The sequence below is a fragment of the Kitasatospora sp. NPDC093679 genome (assembly GCF_040683455.1).
Taxonomy (GTDB): domain Bacteria; phylum Actinomycetota; class Actinomycetes; order Streptomycetales; family Streptomycetaceae; genus Kitasatospora; species Kitasatospora arboriphila.
In genome coordinates this window covers 16,367-30,779 of the sequence record NZ_JBFBDW010000033.1, presented here as the reverse complement: position 1 = coordinate 30,779, position 14,413 = coordinate 16,367, and the positions used below count along the sequence as shown (strand labels likewise).

Annotated in this window: 18 protein-coding genes and 1 pseudogene; 15 read left to right on the top strand and 4 right to left on the bottom strand. The window is 74.4% G+C overall.

Annotated elements, in window-relative coordinates:
• Positions 1-8: 8 nt before the first annotated feature.
• From hisH to hisF, 4 genes are read left to right on the top strand one after another with little or no spacing between them, the layout of a single operon-like run.
• Entirely contained in the window at positions 9-644 is a 636-nt protein-coding gene (gene hisH, locus AB0O09_RS25010; RefSeq protein ID WP_344623988.1) for an imidazole glycerol phosphate synthase subunit HisH, read from the top strand.
• A 17-nt stretch (positions 645-661) separates the two neighbouring features.
• Positions 662-1,387, top strand: a complete 726-nt coding sequence (gene priA, locus AB0O09_RS25005; RefSeq protein ID WP_363544585.1) for a bifunctional 1-(5-phosphoribosyl)-5-((5-phosphoribosylamino)methylideneamino)imidazole-4-carboxamide isomerase/phosphoribosylanthranilate isomerase PriA — start codon at positions 662-664, stop codon at positions 1,385-1,387.
• A complete protein-coding gene (locus tag AB0O09_RS25000; protein ID WP_363544583.1) occupies positions 1,384-1,818 on the top strand; it encodes a RidA family protein in 435 nt (144 codons plus the stop codon). Before priA ends, AB0O09_RS25000 begins: the two co-directional genes overlap by 4 nt.
• Positions 1,815-2,585 carry an imidazole glycerol phosphate synthase subunit HisF gene (gene hisF / locus AB0O09_RS24995; RefSeq protein WP_363544581.1) on the top strand — a complete coding sequence of 257 codons (771 nt, stop codon included), beginning with the start codon at positions 1,815-1,817 and terminating at the stop codon, positions 2,583-2,585. Before AB0O09_RS25000 ends, hisF begins: the two co-directional genes overlap by 4 nt.
• Positions 2,586-2,651: 66 nt before the next feature.
• Here hisF and AB0O09_RS24990 read toward each other — a convergent pair whose 3' ends face one another.
• Positions 2,652-3,431: a VOC family protein gene (locus AB0O09_RS24990; protein WP_363544579.1), complete on the bottom strand. Its 780-nt coding sequence runs from the start codon at positions 3,429-3,431 to the stop codon at positions 2,652-2,654.
• Between the two features lie 136 nt (positions 3,432-3,567).
• Positions 3,568-4,215 (bottom strand): TIGR03085 family metal-binding protein, encoded by a 648-nt coding sequence (locus AB0O09_RS24985; RefSeq protein WP_363544578.1) that lies wholly within the window; start codon positions 4,213-4,215, stop codon positions 3,568-3,570.
• Positions 4,216-4,346: 131 nt separating this feature from the next.
• Between AB0O09_RS24985 and AB0O09_RS24980 the strand changes: the two genes are divergently transcribed.
• Complete coding sequence (locus AB0O09_RS24980) at positions 4,347-5,039, top strand: ester cyclase (protein ID WP_363544576.1); 693 nt, start codon at positions 4,347-4,349, stop codon at positions 5,037-5,039.
• A gap of 83 nt (positions 5,040-5,122) precedes the next feature.
• Here AB0O09_RS24980 and AB0O09_RS24975 read toward each other — a convergent pair whose 3' ends face one another.
• Together AB0O09_RS24975 and AB0O09_RS24970 are read right to left on the bottom strand one after the other, a co-directional pair.
• Positions 5,123-5,641 (bottom strand): hypothetical protein, encoded by a 519-nt coding sequence (locus tag AB0O09_RS24975; RefSeq protein ID WP_363544574.1) that lies wholly within the window; start codon positions 5,639-5,641, stop codon positions 5,123-5,125.
• Positions 5,642-5,706: 65 nt separating this feature from the next.
• Positions 5,707-6,021 carry an MTH1187 family thiamine-binding protein gene (locus tag AB0O09_RS24970; RefSeq protein ID WP_363544572.1) on the bottom strand — a complete coding sequence of 105 codons (315 nt, stop codon included), beginning with the start codon at positions 6,019-6,021 and terminating at the stop codon, positions 5,707-5,709.
• Between the two features lie 122 nt (positions 6,022-6,143).
• On the opposite strand from AB0O09_RS24970, the gene AB0O09_RS24965 reads away from it, so the two are divergent.
• From AB0O09_RS24965 to trpA, 10 genes and pseudogenes are all read left to right on the top strand, one after another.
• Positions 6,144-6,623: a hypothetical protein gene (locus tag AB0O09_RS24965; RefSeq protein ID WP_363544571.1), complete on the top strand. Its 480-nt coding sequence runs from the start codon at positions 6,144-6,146 to the stop codon at positions 6,621-6,623.
• A 102-nt stretch (positions 6,624-6,725) separates the two neighbouring features.
• Complete coding sequence (gene hisI, locus AB0O09_RS24960; RefSeq protein WP_363544569.1) at positions 6,726-7,097, top strand: phosphoribosyl-AMP cyclohydrolase; 372 nt, start codon at positions 6,726-6,728, stop codon at positions 7,095-7,097.
• A gap of 81 nt (positions 7,098-7,178) precedes the next feature.
• Complete coding sequence (locus tag AB0O09_RS24955) at positions 7,179-8,696, top strand: anthranilate synthase component I (protein ID WP_363544567.1); 1,518 nt, start codon at positions 7,179-7,181, stop codon at positions 8,694-8,696.
• Between the two features lie 78 nt (positions 8,697-8,774).
• Positions 8,775-9,260 (top strand): annotated as a pseudogene (locus AB0O09_RS24950) (Uma2 family endonuclease); the annotation flags it as partial.
• A 94-nt stretch (positions 9,261-9,354) separates the two neighbouring features.
• Positions 9,355-9,951, top strand: coding sequence for a TIGR02234 family membrane protein (locus AB0O09_RS24945; protein ID WP_363544565.1), 597 nt, complete (start codon positions 9,355-9,357; stop codon positions 9,949-9,951).
• Positions 9,952-10,062: 111 nt separating this feature from the next.
• Positions 10,063-10,320 (top strand): HGxxPAAW family protein, encoded by a 258-nt coding sequence (locus AB0O09_RS24940; RefSeq protein ID WP_363544563.1) that lies wholly within the window; start codon positions 10,063-10,065, stop codon positions 10,318-10,320.
• Positions 10,321-10,446: 126 nt separating this feature from the next.
• Positions 10,447-10,878, top strand: coding sequence for a DUF2752 domain-containing protein (locus AB0O09_RS24935; RefSeq protein WP_344624001.1), 432 nt, complete (start codon positions 10,447-10,449; stop codon positions 10,876-10,878).
• Positions 10,879-11,158: 280 nt separating this feature from the next.
• Positions 11,159-11,965: an indole-3-glycerol phosphate synthase TrpC gene (trpC, locus tag AB0O09_RS24930; protein WP_363544561.1), complete on the top strand. Its 807-nt coding sequence runs from the start codon at positions 11,159-11,161 to the stop codon at positions 11,963-11,965.
• Between the two features lie 208 nt (positions 11,966-12,173).
• A complete protein-coding gene (gene trpB, locus AB0O09_RS24925; RefSeq protein WP_359980210.1) occupies positions 12,174-13,421 on the top strand; it encodes a tryptophan synthase subunit beta in 1,248 nt (415 codons plus the stop codon).
• Between the two features lie 2 nt (positions 13,422-13,423).
• Positions 13,424-14,233 carry a tryptophan synthase subunit alpha gene (gene trpA, locus AB0O09_RS24920; protein WP_363544559.1) on the top strand — a complete coding sequence of 270 codons (810 nt, stop codon included), beginning with the start codon at positions 13,424-13,426 and terminating at the stop codon, positions 14,231-14,233.
• The last annotated feature ends 180 nt before the right edge of the window (positions 14,234-14,413 follow it).

Sequence of the window (14,413 nt, the reverse complement as noted above, 5' to 3'; positions counted from 1 at the left end):
CCACCCCCATGGCCAAGAACGTCGTCGTCCTCGACTACGGCTCCGGCAACCTCCGCTCCGCCCAGCGCGCCGTCGAGCGCACCGGCGCGAACGTCACCGTCACCTCGGACTTCCAGACCGCCCTGGACGCCGACGGGCTGCTCGTCCCCGGCGTCGGCGCCTTCGAGGCCTGCATGCGCGGCCTCAAGGCCGTCCGCGGCGAGCAGATCATCGGCCGCCGCCTGGCCGGCGGCCGCCCCGTCCTCGGCATCTGCGTCGGCATGCAGATCCTGTTCGCCCGCGGCGTCGAGCACGGCGTCGAGACGGAGGGCTGCGACGAGTGGCCCGGCACCGTCGAACCGCTGGACGCCCCGATCGTCCCGCACATGGGCTGGAACACCGTCGACGCCCCGGAGGGCAGCCGGATGTTCGCCGGCCTCGACGACGACACCCGCTTCTACTTCGTCCACTCCTACGGCGTCCGCCGGTGGGAACTGGAGGTCCACAGCGCCCGGCTGCACGCCCCGCTGGTCACCTGGGCCACCCACGGCCACCCCTTCGTCGCCGCCGTGGAGAACGGCCCGCTCTGGGCCACCCAGTTCCACCCCGAGAAGTCCGGCGACGCCGGCGCCGCCCTGCTGACCAACTGGGTCTCCACCCTCTGAAGCCGAAGGTCGAACACATGAGCCGCCTCGAACTGCTCCCCGCCGTCGACGTCCGCGACGGCCAGGCCGTCCGCCTGGTCAAGGGCGCCTCCGGCACCGAGACCTCCTTCGGCGAGCCCCTCGCCGCCGCCCTGGCCTGGCAGAACGCCGGCGCCGAGTGGCTGCACCTGGTCGACCTCGACGCCGCCTTCGGCACCGGCAGCAACCGCACCCTGCTCGCCGAGGTCACCGGCCGCCTCGACATCAAGGTCGAGCTGTCCGGCGGCATCCGCGACGACGAGTCGCTCGCCGCCGCCCTCGCCACCGGCTGCACCCGGGTCAACCTCGGCACCGCCGCCCTGGAGGCCCCCGAGTGGGTCGCCAAGGTCATCGCCGAGCACGGCGACAAGATCGCCGTCGGCCTGGACGTCGTCGGCACCACCCTGCGCGGCCGCGGCTGGACCCGCGACGGCGGCGACCTCTACGAGGTCCTCGCCCGCCTCGACTCCGAGGGCTGCGCCCGCTACGTCGTCACCGACGTCAACCGCGACGGCACCCTCACCGGCCCCAACCTGGAGCTGCTGCGCAACGTCTGCGCCGCCACCGACAAGCCCGTGGTCGCCTCCGGCGGCGTCTCCTCGCTGGACGACCTGCGCGCCATCGCCACCCTCACCGGCGAGGGTGTCGAGGGCGCGATTGTGGGCAAGGCCCTCTACGAGCAGAAGTTCACCCTCGAAGAGGCCCTGGAGGCGGTGTCCCGATGACCGAGGTCCCGGCCGCGAAACGCTCGCTGCGTGTGTCCGGCTTCTCCCCCTGGGAGGACCAGTTCGGCTACTCCCGGGCGGTCGCGGTCGGGGACACCGTCCTCGTGGCCGGCACCACCGCGTTCGAGGGCGGGATGGTCCAGCACGAGGGCGACCCGTACACCCAGACCCTCGCGGCGTTCGAGGTCGCCTTCAAGGCCCTCGCGGAGTTCGGACTCTCCGCGGACGACGTCGTCCGCACCCGGATGTTCATCACCCACATCCGGGACTGCGACGAGGTCGGCCGGGCGCACAAGAAGCTCTTCGACGCGATCCGCCCGGTGGCGACCATGGTCGTCGTCCAGGGCCTGATCGACTCCCGGATGATGGTCGAGGTCGAGGTCGAGGCCCACCGTCCCGGACTCGCAACCTCCTTGGAAGGCAAGCAGTGAGCCTCGCAGTACGTGTCATCCCCTGCCTGGACGTCGACGCCGGGCGGGTCGTCAAGGGCGTCAACTTCCAGAACCTGCGCGACGCCGGCGACCCTGTGGAACTCGCCAAGGCCTACGACGCCCAGGGCGCCGACGAGTTGACCTTCCTGGACATCACCGCCTCCTCCGGCGACCGGGAGACCACCTACGACGTGGTGCGCCGCACCGCCGAGCAGGTTTTCATCCCGCTCACCGTCGGCGGCGGCGTCCGCACCGCCGACGACGTCGACAAGCTGCTGCGGGCCGGCGCGGACAAGGTCGGCGTCAACACCGCCGCCATCGCCCGCCCCGACCTGATCCGCGAGATCGCCGAGCGCTTCGGCCGCCAGGTGCTCGTCCTCTCGGTGGACGCCCGGCGCGCCCCCGAAGGCACCGTGACGCCCTCCGGGTTCGAGGTCACCACCCACGGCGGCCGCCGCGGCACCGGCCTCGACGCCGTCGAATGGGCCGTCCGTGCCGCCGAGTTGGGTGCCGGCGAGATCCTGCTCAACTCGATGGACGCCGACGGCACCAAGGACGGCTACGACCTGGAGATGATCCGCGCCGTCCGCAAGAACGTGGCCGTCCCGGTGATCGCCTCCGGCGGCGCCGGCAAGCTCGCCGACTTCGCCCCGGCCGTCGACGCCGGCGCCGACGCGGTGCTCGCCGCCTCCGTCTTCCACTTCGGCGACCTGACCATCGGCCAGGTCAAGGACGCCCTGCGGGAGTCCGGCCACCCCGTCCGCTGAACCCCTCCTCTGGGGTCGGACGCGCCGCCGTCGGCGCACCCGGCCCCGGAGGACGTGGGCCCGGTGCTACGGCATCTCGCTCCTGATGACGGCGAAGACCGCGCCGTGCGGGTCCGTTGCCCAGCCCAGCCGGCCGACGCCCGGCACGTCCATGCCGGGCATCACCACCCGGCCGCCCGCGTGCTCCGCCCGGGCCAGCACCGCGTCCACCTCGGTGACCTCGAAGTAGGGCACCCAGCGCACCGGCTCGTCGGGGCTCTGCAGCGGCGCGACACCGCCGAACGACGTCTCCCGCTCGGTGCCGCCCTCCGCCGTGGAGCACACCGTGTACGCCATCCCCGGCATCTCCACCGTCTCCGTGCGCCAGCCGAACAGCGCCTGGTAGAACGCCGTCGCCGCGGCCGGGTCCGCGGTGTGCAGCTCGGCCCAGCAGAAGGTGTTGGCCTCGGTGACGGCGTCCAGGCCCTGCGTCTCGCCCGGCTGCCAGATCGCGAACCGCACGCCCGCCGGGTCGGACAGCTGCGCCATCCGCCCGTCGGACATCACGTCGAACGGCTCGGCGCGGACGGTGCCGCCGTGCTGCTCGGCAGCCTTCGCCGTGGCGTCCGCGTCCGGCGTGCGGAAGTACAGCGTCCACGCCGGGGACGAACCCTCCTCCGTCAGCGGGCCGACGGCCGCGACCGTCCTGCCCGCCTGCTGGAAGAAGCCGTAGTCACCGGCCTCCTCGCCCAGCGACCGGAACGTCCAGCCGAAGACCGTGCCGTAGAACGCGGCGGTCGCGGGGATGTCCGGGCTCCCGAGGTCGAGCCAACAGGGAGAGCCCGTCCGGAACTCCGTGGTGAGCATCGTGGTGCGCCCCTTCGAGGGTCGTGGCCGGGCCGCTCCGCCGGGCGCGGAGACGCTTCTCCGCGGCCACCGGTCAGTGTGACCGGCGCCACTGACAATCGCGCGACGCCCGCCGAACCGGCCGCGACGCCGCAGGTCAGCGCGGCCCCGGCAGCGGAAGCACGCGTCGCAGTGCGGCCACCGCGGTCTCCGCCCCGCGCACCGACAGCGAGGTGCGCGCCCCGCGCCCGAACGCGAAGAGCACCAGCTCGCCCGGCTCGCCGGTCAGGTGCACCGTCGGCCCCGTCCGGTGCGTCACCGTGCAGCTCCGCCCGTCCGGCCGCTCCAGCACCAGCCGCACCGGGGTCCTGCGCCCCGCCTCCAGCCGGGCCAGCATCGGCAGCCGCTGCCACAGCGCGTCCGCCAGCGGCGCCGCGACCTCCTCCTGCCGCCAGCCCTCGCCCGCCCGCCGGACGTCCTCCGCGTGCACGAAGTACTCGACCACGTTGGCCGCCTCGTCCGCGCCCGGCAGCGCGAACGGCGACAGTGCCGGCGGGCCGGACCGGAACAGGGCGACCAGCTCCTCGTACGGGCGCCGGGCGTAGCCGCGCTGCACCCGCTCCGTCCACCCCGCCAGCGGGCCGATCCTGATCCCCGCCGCCGCGTCCGGCCGCCGCTCCCTGAGCACCAGGTGCGCCGCCAGGTCCGCGGTCGTCCACCCCGCACAGAGCGTCGGCGCCTGCGGCCCGGCCGCCGCCAGCAGGTCCGCCAGTCGCTCCCGTTCCCCCCGTGCATGCTTCGTCATGCCCACCACCCTAGGCGGCGGCCCCGGTGCGCCTTGCCCGCGGGGCGGACCCGGAGGATCGTAAGAAATCCGAGGGTGCGGCGGTCGGCGGACGATCATGGCCAAGGGGCGGAGCCACCCGGAGGTGCATCATGACGTTCGTCCAGCTCATCGAGTGCAGGACCGACAAGGTCGACGACCTGAACCGGCTGATGGACAGCTGGATCGAGCAGACCCGCGGCCGCCGCACGGCCACCCACTCCATGGTCGGCGCCGACCGCTCGGACGCCCGGCACGTCGTCGAGATCGTCGAGTTCCCCTCCTACGAGGAGGCGATGCAGAACTCGAAACTCCCCGAGACCGACCGGATCTTCCACGAGATGGTCGCGCTCTGCGACGAGCCGCCCACCTTCACCGACCTCGACATCGTCCGCGACGACCAGCTCAACAAGGCCGCCGTCCGACAGCTGATGCAGCGGATGTCCGCCGGCGACCTCACGGTCTTCGACGAACTCCTCACCGAGGACTACCACGACCACGACATCGCCGACGAGACGGACGCGATGGGACGGGAGGCCATCCGGGCGAAGTGCGCCGGCTACCTGGAGGCCTTCGACATGAACTTCACCATCGACGGCCAGATGGCCGACGGCGACCGGGTCGCCACCATGTGGAGCTTCAGCGGCATGCACAAGGGCGACTTCATGGGCCTGCCCGCCACCCACAAGCGGGTCGAGATGACGGGCATGACCGTCTTCCGCTTCCGCGAGGGGATGATCTGCGAGGGCTGGTGGAACTGGGACAACATGGCCATGATGCGCCAGCTCGGCCTCCTCCGGATGTGAGGCCGGCTCCCCGGGAGGAAGCACCCCCGAGGGGCACCCCAGGGGGCAGCGCCCCCACGCAGCCCTGGTGTCGCCGCTCCCCGTCAGCGCAGATGGCCCGTCAACCTGGGGCCGTGCTGGCGGTTGCTGATCGTCATCGTGCAGGTCGCGTCCCGCATGCCCTGCTTGTAGTACTGCAGGTACGGCCCCAGCGGGAAGCCGTAGTACGGCCCGCCGCCGCCCTGCCGCTGCTGCCGCTCGGCGAGCGGCGCCGCGCACAGCTCCCGCATCGCCCGCCCGATCTGCACGTCGCTGGTGAGCCCCTCGGGGAGCAGGACGTCGGCGATCGCCTCGCCGTCGTGCTGCTGCTCGCAGGGCCGCTCCTCGGCGCGCGTGATCACCTCGCTGAGCTGCGGGTGGTCGAAGCACGTCCCGGGGGTGAACCACGGGTACGGCAGGTTCTTCACGGGGCTCGGCGACGGGCCGGGCGGGGCGCTGCTCGGGGCCGGCGGGGGAGGGGCCGCCCGGTGGCCGCCGTCCGGCCACAGCACCACGGCCAGCACGACCGCCAGCACCACTGCGGCGACCACCGCCACGGCCGCCCGCCTGCGCCCCTGCTCCACCCCGACCCCCCTCGGCTCTCCGCCCATTCTGGCCCGCCGCCGGGCCGGCCGTCAGCGGATCACCGCTACTCGCCGCCGTGGTCCTCCATCGCCGCGAGGTACCGCTCCACGGTCTCGACCTTGGCGGTCAGCCCGCCGCTCACCCCGACCCGGTCGTCGATCTTGATCACGGTGCTGACCCGGTTGCTGTAGGCCTTCACCGCCTCGATCGCCGCCCGCACCACCGGCATCACCTCGTCCCACTCGCCCTCGACGCTGGTGAACATCGCGTCCGTCCGGTTGGGCAGCCCGCTGTCGCGGACCACCTTCACGGCCGCGGCCACCGCTTCGCCGACGTCCTCGCCCACGCCCAGCGGCGTGACGGAGAAGGCCACGATCATCCCGTCCTCGGTTCCCGGCCCGTGTCGGGCCCGTCGTCTGCTGCTCCGGCATCGGTCGCGGCCGGCCCGGCGGCGATGGGTACGCTGGGGGCGGCACGACCCGTACAAGGGGTCAACTTCTCATGCGAGTCGGAATCATCGGGCACGAACGCCTCTCGGACCTGACCGAGATGCTCGTCCGGGGCGAACTCTGGCAACTCGTCACCGCGCACGGCGCCTACGACCTGGTCGGCGTCGGCCGGCTGCGGCCCGGGCCGGACACCTGGTTCGCGCAGTCCGTCCTCGACCACGGCGGACGGATCGAGGTGGTGCTGTCCGCGGCGGAGGCCAGGGCGGGCGCCTTCACCGGGGCGGGCTGCCGCGACACCCGCCGCCGGCTGCTGAACGCGGCGAACGCCGTGCACCGGCTGGCCCCGGCCGAGTCCGGCGGGCCCGGCGAGGAGACCGGCCACGCCCTGGTCGGCATGGTGGACGAGCTGATCGCGGTCTGGGACGGCCGCCCCGGCAGCGAGCCGGCCCGGGTGGTCGCGCAGGCCCGCCGGGCGGGCCTGGACGTCCGGGTGGTCTGGCCGGACGGCTGCGAGAGCCCCGGCACCGGCTGACCGCCCGCGGCCGGCGCCCCGGAGGGACCGCAGGGCGACCACTCCTGACCACTCCCCGAACACCGATCACCGCGCCGGGCCGGAGCTGCGAGAATGGTCCGCATGTCCACCACTCCCGCAGCCCCCGGCAGCACCGCCCTGGACGCCGCCGTCGCCGCCCGGCTCAAGCGCACCGCCGACGGCCTGCTCCCCGCCATCGCGCAGCAGTACGACACCGGCGAGGTGCTGATGCTGGGTTGGATGGACGACGAGGCGCTGCACCGCACCCTGACGACCGGCCGCTGCACCTACTGGAGCCGCAGCCGCAGCGAGTACTGGGTGAAGGGCGACACCTCCGGCCACGTCCAGCGGGTGGTCTCCGTCGCGCTGGACTGCGACGGCGACACCCTGCTGGTGAAGGTCGACCAGACCGGCGCGGCCTGCCACACGGGCGACCGCACCTGCTTCGACGCCGACGTCCTGCCCGTCGCCTAGCCCTTCCCGGCCCAGGCGCTCCCGGCGCCCGCACGACCAGTCAGCAGCCCGCCCCTCCTCCTCCGAACGGTGCCCGCTCCCATGGATCTCGAGGTCTTCCGCAAGCTCGCCGCCGACACCCGGGTCATCCCCGTCACCCGCAGGCTCCTCGCGGACGGCCTCACCCCGATCGGGCTGTACCGCAGCCTCGCCGGCGAGCGGCCCGGCACCTTCCTGCTGGAGTCCGCCGAGCAGGGCCGGAGCTGGTCCCGGTACTCCTTCGTCGGCGTCCGCAGCGCCGCCACCCTCACCGCCGGCCCGGACGGCAACGCCCGCTGGCACGGCACCCCGCCGGTCGGCATCCCCACCGCCGGCGACCCGCTGGAGGTCCTGCGCGCCGCCCTCGCCGCCCTGCACACCCCGCGGCACACCGACGACGGCCTGCCGCCGCTCACCGGCGGCATGGTCGGCTACCTCGGCTACGACGTCGTCCGCCGGCTGGAGAAGCTGCCGAACCTCACCCCGGACGACCTGGAGCTCCCCGAGCTCACCCTGTTGCTCGCCACCGACCTCGCCGTCCTCGACCACGTCGACGGCACCGTGCTGCTGATCGCGAACGCGGTCAACCACAACGACCTGGCGAGCGGCGTGGACGAGGCGTACGCCGACGCGGTCGCCCGCCTCGACGCCATGGAGGCCGACCTGCTGAAGCCGGTCGACCCGGGCCTGGCCACCTTCACCCCGACCGCCGCCGAGGCGCACTCGCCGTTCGGCGGCGCGCCGTACCGGGCGGCCGTCGAGACGATCAAGGAGCGGATCCGGGCCGGCGAGGCCTTCCAGGTGGTGCCCTCGCAGCGCTTCGAGGCGCCCTGCCCGGCCTCCGCGCTCGACGTGTACCGGGTGCTGCGCACCACCAACCCCAGCCCCTACATGTACCTCTTCCGCTTCCCCGGGCCGGACGGCACCGCCGAGGGAGGCTTCGACGTGGTCGGCTCCAGCCCGGAGGCACTGGTCAAGGTCAGCGGCGGCGAGGCGATGGTGCACCCGATCGCCGGCACCCGGCACCGCGGCGCCACCCCGCACGAGGACGCCGAGCTCGCCGCCGAGCTGCTCGCCGACCCCAAGGAGCGCGCCGAACACCTGATGCTGGTCGACCTCGGCCGCAACGACCTCGGCCGGGTCTGCGAGCCGGGCAGCGTCGAGGTCGTCGACTTCATGTCGGTCGAGCGCTACAGCCACGTCATGCACATCGTCTCCACCGTCACCGGCCGGGTCGCCGAGGGACGGACGGCCTTCGACGTGCTCACCGCCTGCTTCCCCGCCGGCACCCTCTCCGGCGCCCCCAAGCCGCGCGCCATGCAGATCATCGAGGAGCTGGAGCCCACCCGCCGCGGCCTGTACGGCGGCTGCGTCGGCTACCTGGACTTCGCCGGCGACTCGGACACCGCGATCGCGATCCGCACCGCCGTGCTCCGCGACGGCACCGCCTACGTGCAGGCCGGCGCCGGCGTGGTCGCGGACTCCGACCCGCACTCCGAGGACACCGAGTGCCGCAACAAGGCGGCGGCCGTGCTGCGCGCCGTGGCCACCGCCAACACCCTGCGACCGCCGGTATCGTGAGGTGGTCGATCCCGCGGAGGGAGGCACCGCCATGACCGCCACCGCCGTGACCGTGCCCGCCGCGTCCGCGCCGGCCGGGCCGCGGACGGGAGGGCCGTCGTGAGCCCCCGCGGTGCGGCCCGCCGGGCGATCGTCCTCGACGCCGCCCGGCAGGTCGAGGACCAGCTGGCGGGCCGCGGCCGCGCCGTCCCCGACGCGGCACTGGACCTCCCCGCCGCCCGCCCCGGCCGCGCCCCCGACCTGGTGGTGGTCGCCGACGGGGCGCGGCCCGACGGCCGCGGCCACTGGGCCTGGCCGGACCTCGAAGCGGTGCTGGAGGTCGTCCCGGCGGCGGGCCCGCACGGCGGCCTCGTCGAACGGCTGCGCCGGTACGCCGGGCACGGCGTCCCGGTGTACGTGGTGGTGGACCCGGCCGAGGGCGTCTGCACCGTGCACTCCGACCCGCAGCCCGCCGGCGCCTACCACCTGGCCGAGCGGGTGCCGTTCGGCGAGGACCTGCCCGTGCAGCTGCCCGGGCGGACACTGGTCGTCGCCACCGGCGGCTTCCCCCGCGAACCGGCGTAAGGCGTGTCCCCACGCGGCCCCTTGCGGTGCATCTGAGCCCCCGTACCGGGACCCGGGCGTCCGGCCCGTGCGGGCCGTCGGCGACACTGGTCGGGTGAGTTCTCCCGCACCGAAGACCGACCGCCGCTCGCTCGTCCTGATGCTGCTGCTGACCGCGGTCGGCGCCCTGCTCGTCCTGACCTCCGTCGGCCGGACCTGGGCCGAGGGCGTGGTCGCCGGGACGGCGGGCGGCCGCCTGGCGGTCAGCGCCACCGGTTCCCGGCTGACCGGTCTGCCCACCGGGCTCGCCCTGACCGGGCTGGCCGCGGCCGTCGCGGTCTTCGCCGTGCGCGGCGCCGCCCGGACGGCGGTCGGCGTGCTCGCCGTGCTGGCCGGTCTCGGCGTGGTCGCCGGTGCGGTGATCGGCGTCACCGACACCGCCGGGCTGGACGCCGAGGCCGCCGGGCGCCTCGCGCTGGCCGGCGCCCGGGCCGAGCAGATCAGCCGGACCCCCTGGCCCTGGGTGGCCGCCGCCGGCGGTGTGCTGCTGGCCGTCGCCGGGCTGCTGACCGTCCGCTCCGGCCGCGGCTGGCCGGCGATGGGCGCCCGCTACGAGGCCCCGACCGCGAAGGCGGCCGCCAGGCCGCGGCCCACCGACCGGTCCGCGGAGCTGTGGAAGGCCCTCGACCGTGGCGAAGATCCCACCGACTGACCCGGGGCCCGCCTTGGGGACGGGCGTGAGGGCCCGGCACAATGGAAGGGTCAACCCGTCGAGCGCCCCGAGGTGCCCGGCCGGGATCCGGAGAACAAGGAGCACCAGCAGATGTCGGCAGCAGCGCACGGCCACACTCCCGCCGCCTGGACCGGCGTGACCATCGCTTTCATCGGTTTCACGGTCAGCGGCGTCGCCATGATCATCCCCAACGTGCTGCTCGTCGTGGTCGGCCTGGTGATCGTGGTGGCCGCCGGCGTGGTCGGCAAGGCGATGTCGATGGCCGGCATGGGCAAGCAGCCCAGCACCAACTTCGCCCCCGCCGCCGCCCCGGCCGCCGAGGAGCGCACCCCCGTCAGCGCCGCCTGACACCTGCGCCGCAGCGCCGCGCCCCCGGTCACCCGTCGTGACCGGGGGCGCGCGCACGTCCGGCACGCCACGGTCACCGCGCGGCCCTGCGCCGTACGCGGCGGCCGGGGGAGGAGAATCGGCGGCGTGAACGCTCCCGTCCTCCCCGTGCCGCTCGGCCGCCGGCTGGCCCGCCCGCTGGCTGCGCTGGTGGCCGTCGGGCTGCCCACCGCGTACGTCGCCGCCGTCGACCCCAATGCGCCGGGCCACTACCCGACCTGCCCGGTGCTGCAGGCCACCGGCTGGTTCTGCCCGGGCTGCGGCGGCCTGCGCTGCGTGCACGCGCTGACCCACGGCGACCTGAACGCGGCCGGCCACGACAACCTGCTGGTCATGGTGCTGGCCGTGGCCGCCGCGGTGTTCTGGCTCCGCTGGCTGTGGTCCGCCGTCACCGGCGGCGCACCGCCGAGGTTCGTCGTCACCCTTCCGCAGACGGTGCTGCTGGCCGTGGCACTGGTGGTCTTCACCGTGCTGCGCAACCTGCCCGCCGGCGCCGGCCTGGCACCGCCACTGGTCTGACCTGGCCGTCCCGTGCTGTCGGCGCCGTCCGGCCCGCCCGCCGTCCGGCCCGCCCGCCCGCCGCCAGGCGGTCCGCTCCGCGAGACGCGCGCCGGGCGGATGCGCCTTGCGCCCCCTGCGCCCGATACCATCGAAGGGCCAACGGGGGCGCGTCTGCACACCATCCTCACCGGTTCGTGCGAAACGCCCCCGAGGTTTTGACCGCACAGCCAGGCCGGGCGGGTCCGGAGTCCTCCGCACCTCCCGGCACCCAGCCATAAGACGACATGGGGGCGCTCGCGTGAGTGTGCTCGACGAGATCATCGACGGGGTCCGTGAGGACCTCGCCGAGCGACAGGCCCAGGTGTCCCTGGACGAGCTCAAGGAGCTCGCCGCCAAGGCACCGGTGGCCAAGGACGGCGTGGCCGCGCTGCGCGGCGACGGCGTCCGGGTGATCTGCGAGGTCAAGCGCTCCAGCCCCTCCAAGGGCGCACTGGCGGCCATCGCCGATCCCGCCGCCCTGGCGCTGGACTACGCGGCCGGCGGCGCCGCCGCGATCAGCGTGCTGACCGAGCAGCGCCGCTTCGGCGGCTCCCTCGCGGACCTCGACGCGGTCCGTGCCGCGGTCGACACCCCGCTGCTCCGCAAGGACTTCATCGTCACCGCGTACCAGCTGTGGGAGGCCCGCGCGCACGGCGCCGACCTCGCGCTGCTGATCGTCGCGGCCCTGGACCAGCCGGCCCTGGTCTCGCTCGTCGAGCGGGCCGAGTCGATCGGGCTCACCCCGCTGGTCGAGGTGCACGACGAGGAGGAGATCGCCCGCGCGGTGGACGCCGGAGCGAAGATCATCGGTGTGAACGCCCGCAACCTCAAGACCCTCGAGGTGGACCGCAACACCTTCGGCAACGTGGTCGACGCGATCCCGGCCGGGATCGTCAAGGTCGCCGAGTCCGGTGTCCGCGGCCCGCTCGACGTCATCCAGTACGCCAACCTCGGCGCCGACGCGGTGCTGGTCGGCGAGTCCCTGGTGACCGGCGGGGACCCGAAGGCCGCGGTGGCCGACCTGGTCGCCGCCGGCGCCCACCCGGCCCTCCGCCACAAGGGCTGACCGCTGCCGTGAAACTCGCCTCCCGCCTCGCCCCCGGCTGCCGCCCGCGCGGCTGCCGCGCGCCCGCACGCCGGGTGCTGGGGCGGCGGGTGCGCTACGTGATCGGCTGCGAGCCCGGCCAGGTGCCGGGCCGTCGATGGCGCAGGACGCACGGCCGCTGAGCGGCCGTCCCTCCTGTCATCCCATCGACCCAGAAGGACGCTTCACCATGTCCGAGAAGGACTACCTGCCGGGCGCCCACGTCCCGGACGCGCGCGGCTACTTCGGCGCCTACGGCGGCCGTTTCATCCCGGAGGCGCTGGTCGCCGCCGTCGAGCAGGTCGCCGAGGAGTACGAGAAGGCCAAGACCGACCCGGCCTTCGCCGCCGAGCTCGACGCGCTGCTCAAGGACTACACCGGCCGGCCCAGCCCGCTGACCGACGTCCGGCGGTTCTCCGCCGAGGCCGGCGGCGCGCGCATCCTGCTCAAGCGCGAGGACCTGAACCACACCGGCTCGCACAAGATCAACAACGTGCTGGGCCAGGCCCTGCTCACCCGGCGGATGGGCAAGACCCGGATCATCGCCGAGACCGGCGCCGGCCAGCACGGCGTGGCCACCGCCACCGCCTGCGCGCTGTTCGGCTTCGACTGCACCATCTACATGGGCGAGGTCGACACCCGGCGCCAGGCGCTGAACGTCGCCCGGATGCGGATGCTCGGCGCCGAGGTCGTCGCCGTGAAGTCCGGCAGCCGCACCCTCAAGGACGCCATCAACGAGGCGTTCCGCGACTGGGTCGCCAACGTCGACTCCACCCACTACCTGTTCGGCACCGTCGCCGGTCCGCACCCCTTCCCGATGATGGTCCGCGACTTCCACCGGGTGATCGGCGTCGAGGCCCGCGAGCAGGTCCTGGAGCGCACCGGCCGACTGCCCGACGCGGTCGTCGCCTGCGTCGGCGGCGGCTCCAACGCGATGGGCATCTTCCACGAGTTCATCCCGGACGCCGGTGTCCGCCTGATCGGCTGCGAGGCGGCCGGCGAGGGCGCCGACACCCCGCGTCACGCCGCCACCCTCACCAAGGGCGACCCCGGCGTGCTGCACGGCTCGCGCACCTACGTCCTGCAGGACGAGGACGGCCAGACCATCGAGTCGCACTCCATCTCGGCCGGCCTGGACTACCCCGGCGTCGGCCCCGAGCACGCCTGGCTCAAGGACACCGGCCGCGCCGAGTACCGCCCGGTCACCGACGACGCCGCCATGCAGGCGCTGCGCCTGCTGTCCCGCACCGAGGGCATCATCCCGGCCATCGAGAGCGCCCACGCGCTGGCCGGCGCCCTGGAGCTCGGCCGCGAGCTCGGCCCGGAGGCGACGATCCTCGTCAGCCTCTCCGGCCGCGGCGACAAGGACATGCACACCGCAGCCGAGTACTTCGGCCTCTACGACCAGGCGACCACCGAGAGCGGCGAGGGCAACTGACCATGGCATCCAAGCTCAGCAGCGTCCTGGCCGCGGCCGCGGCGGAGGGCCGTGCCGCCCTGATCGGCTACCTGCCGGCCGGCTTCCCGACCGTCGACGGCGGCATCGCCGCGGTCAACGCCCTGATCGAGGGCGGCTGCGACGTCGTCGAGATCGGCCTGCCGCACTCCGACCCGGTGCTGGACGGCCCGACCATCCAGACCGCCGACGACATCGCGCTGCGCGGCGGCGTCCGGATCAAGGACGTGCTGCACACCGTCGCCGAGGTCGCCGCCGCCCACCCGGAGGCGGCCGTCCTGGTCATGACCTACTGGAACCCGGTCGACCGCTACGGCGTCGCCCGGTTCGCCGCCGACCTGGCGGCGGCCGGCGGAGCGGGCTGCATCCTGCCCGATCTGCCGGTCGAGGAGTCCGAGGAATGGCGCAAGGCAGCGGGCGAGCACGGTCTGGACACCGTGTTCGTGGTCGCCCCCAGCAGCAAGGACGCCCGCCTCGCCGAGGTCACCGCGGCCGGCTCCGGCTTCGTCTACGCCGCCGCGGTCATGGGTGTCACCGGCACCCGGGCCCGGGTCGGCAACCTCGCCGAGGACCTGGTCGCCCGCACCCGGGCCACCACCGACCTGCCGGTCTGCGTCGGCCTCGGCGTCTCCACCGCCGACCAGGCCGCCGAGGTCGCGGGCTTCGCCGACGGCGTGATCGTCGGCTCGGCCTTCGTCCAGCGCATCCTGGACGCCGACGGCGACACCGCCGCGGCGCTGGAGGCCGTGCGGGCGCTCGCCGCCGACCTCGCGGCCGGAGTCCGCCGCCGGTAGCCGCGCAGCCCGTACCGTCCGACGGCCCGTCGCCTCGCCCGAGGCGGCGGGCCGCCGGCGTTCCCGGGCGCCTCCCGGAGTGCTCCCGTCGCGCGTTCGGTTCACCCGGACGAGTGGAGAGCGGGCCCTGTGCGCATCGCGCGCGGTTGACCCGCGTTGAGCGGAGGGACGGGTTGACGG

What these genes read in the sequence shown, in the direction of transcription:
- hisH (WP_344623988.1), top strand. Translation starts at nt 9, where the DNA reads ATGGCCAAGAACGTCGTCGTCCTCGACTACGGCTCCGGCAACCTCCGC.
- priA (WP_363544585.1), top strand. Translation starts at nt 662, where the DNA reads ATGAGCCGCCTCGAACTGCTCCCCGCCGTCGACGTCCGCGACGGCCAG.
- AB0O09_RS25000 (WP_363544583.1), top strand. Translation starts at nt 1,384, where the DNA reads ATGACCGAGGTCCCGGCCGCGAAACGCTCGCTGCGTGTGTCCGGCTTC.
- AB0O09_RS24990 (WP_363544579.1), bottom strand. Translation starts at nt 3,431, where the DNA reads ATGCTCACCACGGAGTTCCGGACGGGCTCTCCCTGTTGGCTCGACCTC.
- AB0O09_RS24985 (WP_363544578.1), bottom strand. Translation starts at nt 4,215, where the DNA reads ATGACGAAGCATGCACGGGGGGAACGGGAGCGACTGGCGGACCTGCTG.
- AB0O09_RS24980 (WP_363544576.1), top strand. Translation starts at nt 4,347, where the DNA reads ATGACGTTCGTCCAGCTCATCGAGTGCAGGACCGACAAGGTCGACGAC.
- AB0O09_RS24970 (WP_363544572.1), bottom strand. Translation starts at nt 6,021, where the DNA reads ATGATCGTGGCCTTCTCCGTCACGCCGCTGGGCGTGGGCGAGGACGTC.
- AB0O09_RS24965 (WP_363544571.1), top strand. Translation starts at nt 6,144, where the DNA reads ATGCGAGTCGGAATCATCGGGCACGAACGCCTCTCGGACCTGACCGAG.
- hisI (WP_363544569.1), top strand. Translation starts at nt 6,726, where the DNA reads ATGTCCACCACTCCCGCAGCCCCCGGCAGCACCGCCCTGGACGCCGCC.
- AB0O09_RS24955 (WP_363544567.1), top strand. Translation starts at nt 7,179, where the DNA reads ATGGATCTCGAGGTCTTCCGCAAGCTCGCCGCCGACACCCGGGTCATC.
- AB0O09_RS24940 (WP_363544563.1), top strand. Translation starts at nt 10,063, where the DNA reads ATGTCGGCAGCAGCGCACGGCCACACTCCCGCCGCCTGGACCGGCGTG.
- trpB (WP_359980210.1), top strand. Translation starts at nt 12,174, where the DNA reads ATGTCCGAGAAGGACTACCTGCCGGGCGCCCACGTCCCGGACGCGCGC.
- trpA (WP_363544559.1), top strand. Translation starts at nt 13,424, where the DNA reads ATGGCATCCAAGCTCAGCAGCGTCCTGGCCGCGGCCGCGGCGGAGGGC.